Source organism: Capnocytophaga sp. oral taxon 326 str. F0382 (assembly GCF_000318295.1).
GTDB classification, from domain to species: Bacteria; Bacteroidota; Bacteroidia; order Flavobacteriales; family Flavobacteriaceae; genus Capnocytophaga; species Capnocytophaga periodontitidis.
In genome coordinates this window covers 20,640-30,256 of the sequence record NZ_KB291432.1, presented here as the reverse complement: position 1 = coordinate 30,256, position 9,617 = coordinate 20,640, and the positions used below count along the sequence as shown (strand labels likewise).

Annotated in this window: 7 protein-coding genes; 3 read left to right on the top strand and 4 right to left on the bottom strand. The window is 37.7% G+C overall.

Features of this window, described 5'->3' with window-relative positions; genetic code table 11:
* The 4 genes from HMPREF9073_RS09505 to HMPREF9073_RS09490 all read right to left on the bottom strand — a co-directional run.
* Nucleotides 1-1,010: hypothetical protein (locus HMPREF9073_RS09505; protein WP_034555782.1), on the bottom strand; the 1,010-nt coding region annotated here is incomplete at its 3' end.
* Nucleotides 1,011-1,077: 67 nt separating this feature from the next.
* Entirely contained in the window at nt 1,078-2,100 is a 1,023-nt protein-coding gene (locus tag HMPREF9073_RS09500) for a hypothetical protein (RefSeq protein WP_034555772.1), read from the bottom strand.
* Nucleotides 2,101-2,180: 80 nt separating this feature from the next.
* On the bottom strand, nt 2,181-3,206 hold the full coding sequence (locus HMPREF9073_RS09495; RefSeq protein WP_009413519.1) for a hypothetical protein: 1,026 nt from the start codon (nt 3,204-3,206) through the stop codon (nt 2,181-2,183).
* Nucleotides 3,207-3,280: 74 nt separating this feature from the next.
* A complete protein-coding gene (locus HMPREF9073_RS09490; RefSeq protein ID WP_009413518.1) occupies nt 3,281-4,435 on the bottom strand; it encodes an ATP-binding cassette domain-containing protein in 1,155 nt (384 codons plus the stop codon).
* 151 nt (nt 4,436-4,586) lie between these two features.
* On the opposite strand from HMPREF9073_RS09490, the gene glmM reads away from it, so the two are divergent.
* The 3 genes from glmM to HMPREF9073_RS09475 all read left to right on the top strand — a co-directional run.
* Complete coding sequence (gene glmM / locus HMPREF9073_RS09485) at nt 4,587-5,972, top strand: phosphoglucosamine mutase (protein WP_009413516.1); 1,386 nt, start codon at nt 4,587-4,589, stop codon at nt 5,970-5,972.
* Between the two features lie 195 nt (nt 5,973-6,167).
* Nucleotides 6,168-7,979, top strand: a complete 1,812-nt coding sequence (locus HMPREF9073_RS09480; RefSeq protein WP_009413515.1) for a VWA domain-containing protein — start codon at nt 6,168-6,170, stop codon at nt 7,977-7,979.
* 26 nt (nt 7,980-8,005) lie between these two features.
* Nucleotides 8,006-9,617, top strand: a 1,612-nt coding sequence (locus tag HMPREF9073_RS09475) for a von Willebrand factor type A domain-containing protein (protein ID WP_009413514.1), incomplete at its 3' end; no start/stop codon positions are given.

Sequence of the window (9,617 nt, the reverse complement as noted above, 5' to 3'; positions counted from 1 at the left end):
TTCCATCGTTTGATAACATTCGTATAAAGCCCTATAAATCCAATTGAAAGCAGTATTCCAATTCCCCAAAGGATAAGTATTTTTATATCATTCTTAATAGGATCTAAATAATATTCTATAAACTCCCACAAATTGTACCTATCTTCTATAATTACAAAAGTAATAACTATAGCAGGAAAAAAGCCAAATAGAGTGGCATTCATTGCGATGCCTCGGTATAGTTTCTTTTTAGATGTAATTGATAGGAAAACCACCGATAGATAGCTAATCCATAGCAGGGATAAAGCAGCAAATATTTTGAATTTTGTACTTGTGTCTACATATACAATAAGTGTCACTACTAAGGCAAGCAGCAAACACAACAATCCGCTAAATACAATAGAGAGTAACACTGTACGCAATGAGGTAATACGTACCGCAAAGAGTAATAATGTGAGTAAAAAAGCGATAATAATTATAAAATTAATTTGCGCATCAAATTTTTCTATAAACACTCGCTCTTTTATAAGTGATGCATTATGAGCTATGTAATACTCTTCTCGCTGAGCTTCAGAAAATTGTTTCATTTCAGAATCGCTAATATACTCAGGATATTGTTGTAGCACACTGTGAAGATAACTATCAGTATACCGCCAATATACTTTAGCTTTCTCACCTGTCATAAATGAAAAACCAGTACTGATAATCCCCAAAATAACAGCGAAATATACTACAAAACGCCAAAACAATTGCCAACGACTCACAGGGTAGAAACGATCAAAAGCATTGTTTCTAAACAAATAGATAAACCAACCTACCAATAACAAAACAATTATAATAAAGTTTAACAACATTGGTAAGCCATTAAACGAGTCCCCCCACGGGTAATACCCCTTACATAACTTTCCGTCGGTGAGCATTATAAATCCCAAAGCGAAAAAGACTAAATGAGATAAGAATATCAGTGGTAATAACAGTATCACATGCGTATTCCAAATTGCTGGATAACGTTCTAATAAATATTTTTTCAATTGATAATGAGTGTTTTATAATTAATAACCTATACCTCCTAAAACCTAACACCTGACCCCTGACCCTCTACTCCGGCATTGCCTTCCATCGTTTGATAACATTCGTATAAAGCCCTACAAACACAAATGAAAGCAGTATCCCTACTATTGAAATTATAAGTTCTCTTATATCGTACCAATAACTGTAATTCTTTTCTAAAAAATACCACCAATTATATCTCTCTCCTATAGCTATTAGAGTAGTGATTGTTATAGGTAGAAAACCAAATAGTGAAATATTCATTGCAATACCTCGGTATTGTTTTTTATCAGAGAAAATAGATAAAGCAATTATTGAAAGGTAAGTCAACCATAAAATTTCCAGCACTACATATACATCTCGCATTTCAAACATATTGCTCTCCAAAACCAATATGAGCACTAAGCCAAGCAGCAAGCACAACAAGCCACTGAAAACAATAGAGAGCAACACTGTACGCAATGAGGTGATACGTACTGTAAAAATCAATATAGTTAAAACAAAAGCAATAATGATTACAAGAAAAATTTCATCATCAAAATTTTCTATAAACACTTGTTTTTTTATTTGTGATGCATTATGAACTATGTGATATTCCTTTAGTTGATCATCAGATAATTGTTCCCTTTCAGAATCGCGAATATCCTCAGGGTATTGTCGTAATACACTATGAATGTAGCTATCGGTATACCGCCAGTATACTTTAGCTTTCTCACCTGCCATAAATGAAAAACTAGAACTTGTAATTCCGCCAATAACAGCAAAGTATACTACAAAACGCCAAAACAATTGCCAACGACTCACAGGGTAGAAACGCTCAAAAGCATTGTTTCTAAACAAATAAATAAGCCAACCTACTAATAGCAAAACAATTATAATAAAGTTTAACAACATAGGTAAGCCATTAAACAAGTTTCCCCACGGGTAATAGGAAATTCCTAACGTGCTATCAGTGAGCATTATAAATCCCAATCCAAAAAAGACTAAATGGGATAAGAGTATCAGTGGTAATAACAATACCACGTGTGTATTCCAAATTGCTGGATAACGTTCTAATAAATATTTTTTCAATTGATAATAAATGTTTTATAATTAATAACCTATAACCCCTAAAACCTAACACCTATCCCCTGACACCTGAAACCTAATCCCTACTCCGGCATTGCTCTCCATCGTTCGATAACATTCGTATAAAGTCCTATAAATCCAATTGAAAGCAATATGCTACAGCTAAAAATGATAAGTTCCTCGAAGTTATGCCAGAGTGAATAATGAATATCATTATCATAATTCCTTCTAAAGTATCTCTTTTCTAAAAAGAAAAGAGTAGCTATTATGATAGGAAAGAAAGCTAATATTGTGATATTCATAGCGATACCTCTCTGTAGTTTATTAGAGGAGGTAGTAGAGTATAAAAGTATTGAGAGATAGATAATCCATAAGAGAAAAAACAATATACTATCTTCTCCATAATTTTCAATATCCATAAATAATATGAATACTACTAACAGAGCGAATAATAAACATAACAATCCACTAAATAAAATAGTTAGCAATGCTGTACGTAATGAAGTGATACGTACTATAAAGAGCAACGATGTGAGTATAAAAACAGCTGTTTCTACCATTGTAATTTCCTCATTGAACTCCATTACAAACAAGCGTTTCTTGATATCTTTAGCATTGTTAGCTATGTTGTATTCCCTTTGTTGTGCTTCAGGGAGTCTCTCTACATCCTCAAAGTTAAAATTTTTAGGGTATTGTTGTAATACATTGTGTATATAGCTGTCGGTATATCGCAAATGTACTTTAGCCGATTCACCTATTGTAAACGAAAGCCCTGAACTGAGTATGCCTCCCATAATAAACAGATATATCACAAACTGCCTGAATAATTGCCACTCACTCACAGGATAAAAACGTTCAAAAGCATTATTCTTAAACAAACGAATGAACCATCCTACTAACATTAGTACAATGATAATAAAGCTCATCACCATAGGCAACCCTTCAAAAAGGTTTTCCAAACCAAAAGAATAGTTGCTCATATTCTCATCGGTAATAGTAGCAAATCCCCACAAGAAAAAGAATAAGTGGATTGCAAAAATGAGAGGCAACGCCCATATTACATGCGTATTCCAAATTGCTGGATAACGTTCTAATAAATATTTTTTCAATTGATAATGAGTGTTTTAAAATTAATAAGCTATACCTCCTAAAACCTAACACCTGACACCTGAAACCTGACCCCCTAACTCACAAAGAAACGGCGGGTAGAAGCCGAAATATTTCGTATATAAGTGAGCTCTATTTTAGCTTTACCAAGAGCTTCTAACACAGTAGAATATTCTGTATCTTCAGCAAAATAAGCGATGTAAATACCTCCGTTGTACTGCAATTTTTCAAGATTAAAAGTGCTAAATACTGCTAATAATTCCTCTCTGCTGTTAGTAGTGTCAATTTCTACGATGAGTGGGGTAGGGGTGTTCTCTTGGGTAGTCTCAACATTTTCGCGGTATTGTCCGTTTTTGAGGAAAATTACCTTGTCAGATATTTTTTCCACTTCAAAGAGTTGTTGAGAACTCAATATCAAAGCGATAGGGTGATTTACTGAGTTGGCTATCATTTTGAGGTCTTCTAATATTACCTGTTGTGCCAATACATCTAAGTTCCCTAAAGGCTCATCTAAAAGCAATAATTCTGGCTGACGTAATAGGGTGCGCGCTAATTCAAAACGCATTTTATACCCTGATGATAGCGCATTCCAGTTTAGATTGCGGTATTTCCACAAACCTAAACGGGCAATCATTAGCAGAGTGCGTGGTTCGTTTTCTTCAGCAGGGATACCATAGCACGCCAAAGTAAATTTGAGATTGTCTTTCAAACTACCATACCATTTGTCGGTGCGTTGGGGAATGTAAGCTAATTTAGTGCGTAAATCGTATTCATTAGCGGGCGTTTCTTTGAAGTAATAGGTCATTTCGCCCGAATTATAAGAGAGGTCGTGCGCTAAGATGCGCAAAAGGGTTGTTTTTCCGTTGCCATTTTCACCAACTAAGCCGTAAACTTGTCCTTTACTAATAGTAAGAGATATAGGACCCAATGAAAACATTCCAGAGCGATAAGTTTTTTTTAGATCTTTAGCAACAAGCACAGCTTTTTCAGTTGTTACTTCTTCTACAGAGCATCGCCCTACTTCTTCAAGTAGTGCAGATGCTTTTTCCGTAAGTTGAGCCAATTCATTAGGATTGTTTTCCTTCCAGTCGGTAAGTTCTATAGCCTTTAGGTAGAGAGGCATTTGTTGTGTGTCGGCTACACAATCTAAAAGTTTGCGAAAGCCTAATTCAGTATCTTTCTGTGCAAAGAATTTAAGAGCATCTTGCACGCGGAGTTGATGTTTTGTCATAAACGAATAGTTTGATGCGACAAAAGTAGTCAATAATTAGTAAATTAGCAAATTAGCAATAAAAAAATCACTTTCGTAACTTGTAATTTGCAATAATTTATTACCTTTGCGCTTATTAATAGCAAATTGTAAAATTTTAATTTGTAAGAATATGTCTCTAATAAAATCTATATCAGGCATTCGCGGTACTATAGGGGGAGTGCCCGATGACAACTTAACCCCCATTGATGCTGTAAAATTTGCTGCTGCTTATGGCACGTGGCTCAAAAAACATATTTATAAAACCCGTGTAAAAGTGGTTGTAGGTCGTGATGCGCGTATTTCGGGTGAAATGGTACAGAATCTCGTGCAATACACCCTTGTAGGTTTAGGAATTGATGTGGTAGATATAGGTTTGAGTACCACCCCTACTGTAGAAGTGGCGGTTACTATGGAACAAGCCGATGGCGGTATTATCCTCACTGCCAGTCATAATCCTAAACAGTGGAATGCCCTCAAATTGCTGAACAACAAAGGTGAGTTTCTCAACGCTCAGGAAGGCGAAGAAATTTTGCGCATTGCTGCTGCCAATGAGTTCTCTTTTGCCGAAGTAGATGCCCTAGGGCATATCACTTACAACGATACTTATATACAACGCCATATCGATGCGGTGCTTTCGCTCTTGCCATTGGCAACTTTGGAAGCTATTCGCAAACGCAAATTCAAAGTAGCGGTCGATGCTGTAAACTCTACTGGAGGTATCGCTATCCCGCTTTTGTTAGAACGCTTGGGTGCTGAGGTAGTGCCACTCTACTGTGAACCTAACGGTCAGTTTCCGCATAATCCCGAACCGCTCAAAGAACACCTTGCCGATATTTGTGCTAAGGTAGTGGAAGCAAAAGCCGATTTAGGGGTGGTAGTAGACCCCGATGTAGACCGCCTTGCGCTCATAACCGAAGAAGGCGAAATGTTTGGTGAAGAATATACCCTTGTAGCCTGCGCCGATTATTACCTCAGTAAAAAGAAAGGTAATGTGGTGTCTAACCTCTCCTCTTCACGTGCTTTACGTGATATAGCCGAAAAACACGGGGTAGAATACGCTGCGGCTGCTGTTGGTGAGGTGAATGTAGTAACCAAAATGAAAGAAGTAAATGCAGTAATAGGAGGTGAAGGTAATGGCGGAGTGATTTTCCCCGAATTGCATTATGGTCGTGATGCCTTAGTGGGGGTAGTGCTTTTCCTTTCTCTTTTGGTTGAAAAAGATACTACTGTGAGTGCTTTGCGCCGTAGTTATCCTGCTTATTTTATGAGCAAAAATAAAATCCAACTCACTACCGGACTCAATCCGGACAAGGTGTTGCAGGCAATGCAAGAAAAGTACGCACACGAGCAAATCACCACTATCGACGGACTCAAAATTGACTTTCCTTTCAGCTGGGTACACTTGCGCAAATCGAATACCGAGCCGATCATCCGCATCTATACTGAGGCTAAAACTCAGGCAGAAGCCGATGCTTTAGCCACCCGCTTTATGGAGGAAATGGCTGCGATTAGTTAAGGTTGATTGCTTGATAATCAGTTGTACCCTCTTAACACTACGTTTGCTTTGTAAAACACCCCTCCAACCCGTCCGAATTGTCCGACTCGTTTAACTTGTCCAATAAAATAAATTTTAGTACTCAATCAATTGTTAGGTAGTCCCCTAAGGACTAACAATTAACCTCTAATGAACTAACATCTAATAACTGACAATATGAAACAAATTTTATTATTCTGCTTCTTGTTTATAGGAAGTCTCCACGCGCAAGAGTACGAAGTAACGGGTACTGTATCCGATACTTCAAACAGAGCTTTGCAATTCGTATCAGTAGTGATTAAAGGTACTGCTCAAGGAGTTACTACCAATAAAGAAGGTAAATACTCCATTAAGGTAAAGAAAGGAAAAACCTTGCAATTTGTTGCTATGGGCTATAAAACTCAAGAAGTGAAAATTACTGGGCAAAAAGTAATTGATATAGCTTTAGAAGAAATTTCCGAGATAGAAGAAACCGTATTAGTTGGCTATGCTCCTGTAAGGAAAGCATCTGTTGTTTCTTGTGCAGTAGCCGTAAAAAGCTACTCAGCAGGAAGACAACGAAAACGTAAACCCCAAGGGAGAAGACTAACCGAAACTTATAAAGCTATTGATGAGAATGGCTTTAAAAGCACTGCTACCGACCCTCTTACTACCTTTGCCGCCGATGTAGATAATGCTTCCTACAGCAATGTACGCCGTATGCTCAATGATAAGAAAAAACCCGATAAAGATGCGGTGCGCATAGAGGAACTTATCAACTATTTTGACTATAACTATACTCCTCCAGCCGAAGGTAGTAAAACACCTCTCAATGCGACCACTACCCTAAGTAAATGTCCTTGGAATACAGATAACTATTTGTTGCGTATCGGGTTGCAAGCTAAAAAAATAGACCTTACTAAAGCACCTCCTTCTAATATAGTGTTTTTGATAGATACCTCTGGCTCTATGTATTCACCCGACAAATTGCCCTTACTTAAAGAGTCGTTTAAGCTACTTTTGGAAAGCTTGCGACCTGAAGATAGGGTAGCAATTGTAGTCTATGCGGGAGCTGAAAGGGTAGCTTTGCCTTCTACACCTGCCAAAGAAAAAGATACAATTATTAAGGTTTTAGAAAACTTAGAAGCAGGTGGCTCTACCGCTGGAGGAGCTGGTATTCAAAAAGCCTATCAAATTGCCCGCGAGAACTTTATAGAAAAAGGAAACAACCGCATTATATTAGCTACCGATGGTGATTTTAATGTCGGTGTGCGCTCCGATGGCGAATTGAAACGCTTGGTAGAAAAAGAACGCCAAAGCGGAGTCTATATATCTGTATTGGGCTATGGTATGGGTAATTATCGCGATGATATGCTCGAAACTATAGCCAATAAAGGAAATGGTAATTATGCCTATATCGATAATATCGCCGAAGCAAAAAAAGTATTGGTGAATGAATTTGGTGGTACACTTTACACCGTAGCCAAAGATGTGAAACTACAGTTAGAATTCAACCCCCAATATGTGAAACAATACCGCCAAATAGGCTATGAAAACCGTGCCTTAGCCAATGAAGACTTTAAAGATGATAGTAAAGATGCTGGCGAAATAGGTGCAGGACATACTGTAACAGTGCTCTATGAATTAGTGCCTGCTAAAGGAAAAACAACTGACGAGTTGCGCTACCAAAAGCAAAATACACAAGCTCATAAAGATGAACTCGCTTTCCTCAAAATACGCTATAAAGACCCTTACATCAAACGCGCTAAAAGCGTAGAAGAAAGCACTCCTATTCCTTTTACTCTCACCGACTTCTCCCAAACCGATGATGATTATCGCTTTGCCGCCGCTGTTGCCGAATGGGGAATGCTCCTAAGAAATTCTAAATACAAAGCACAATCTTCTTATAATCAAGTACTCGAATTAGCCAAAAACGCTCTCGGTGAAGACAAAGAAGGCTACCGTAAAGAATTTATAGATTTAGTTGAGCTTTCCGAAAAAATAAAATAATAACCCAAATCCAAATAACTAATGGTATGAAACAAATTTTATTATTCTGCTTCCTGTTTATAGGAAGCCTCTACGCACAAGAGTATGAAGTAACAGGAAAGGTTACTGATGTTTCTAATGATCCTTTACCTGGAGTTTCAGTACTCATCAAAGGAACTACCCAAGGAGTTTCTACTGATTTTGATGGTAAATACACTATCAAAGTAAAGAATGGTGATATCCTAGAGTTTTCTTCTTTAGGAATGAAAACCAAACAAGTGAAAGTTAATGGGCAAAAAGTCATCAATGTAGTTTTAGAAGAAGATAACGTTGCCCTTCAAGAAGTGGTGGTAACAAGTTATGAAACTGCAAAAAGACGAGACGTAACTAGTTCTTCTATACGTATAAGAGGTGCAGGAAGTGTTAGTGGAAATTATGGAACAAAAAATGGCTATACTTTAAATACTTCTCGCGAGACTTATAAAGCGATTGATGAAGGCGGCTTTAAGAAAACAGCGAAAGACCCCGTAACGACTTTCTCTGCCGATGTGGATAGAGCCTCTTACAGCAATGTGCGCCGTATGCTCAACTACGGACAAAAGCCTCATAAAGATGCTGTGCGCATAGAGGAGCTTATCAACTATTTTGATTATAACTATACACCTCCAGCCGAAGGTAGCAAAACACCTCTCAATGCTACAACAACGCTAAGTAGCTGTCCTTGGAATCCTGATAATTATCTGTTGCGCATTGGATTACAAGCAAAGAAAATAGATCTTACCAAAGCGCCACCTTCTAATATAGTGTTTCTAATAGATACCTCAGGTTCTATGGACGAGCCCAATAAAATGCCTCTACTCAAAGCATCGTTCAAATTGCTTTTGGATAACTTACGTCCAGAAGATAGGATAGCGATTGTAGTCTATGCAAGTCAAACAGGTATTGCTTTACCTTCTACTCCAGCGAAAGAAAAAGAGAAAATCTCCAAAGTGATAGACGATTTGGTAGCTAGTGGATCTACAGCAGGAGGAGCAGGATTACAAACTGCCTATGAAGTAGCCGAAAAAAACTTTTTACCCAAAGGTAATAACCGTATTATCTTGGCTACCGATGGTGATTTCAACGTAGGAATTTCTTCACGTGATGAGTTGCAACGATTGGTAGAAGAGAAGCGCAACAATGGAATTTACATTTCGGTATTGGGCTATGGTATGGGTAATTATCGTGATGATATGGCAGAAACTATTGCCAACAAAGGGAATGGTAACTATGCTTATATCGATAATTTTACTGAAGCTAAAAAAGTATTGGTAAATGAATTTGGTGGTACACTTTACACCGTAGCCAAAGATGTGAAACTACAGTTAGAATTCAACCCTCAATATGTGAAAGAATACCGATTGGTAGGCTATGAAAACCGCGCTTTAGCCAATGAAGATTTTGAAGACGACAAGAAAGATGCTGGTGAGATAGGTGCAGGACATACCGTAACTGCTTTGTATGAATTGATACCTACCAAAGGAGCTACTACCGATGGGTTGCGTTATCAAAAACAAGTGAAAGAAGGATTTGCTAATGAATTAGCTTTCCTCAAAATACGTTATAAAGACCCTGTGGTAAAAGATGCTAAAAGCGTAGAAGAAAGCACTCCTATTCCTT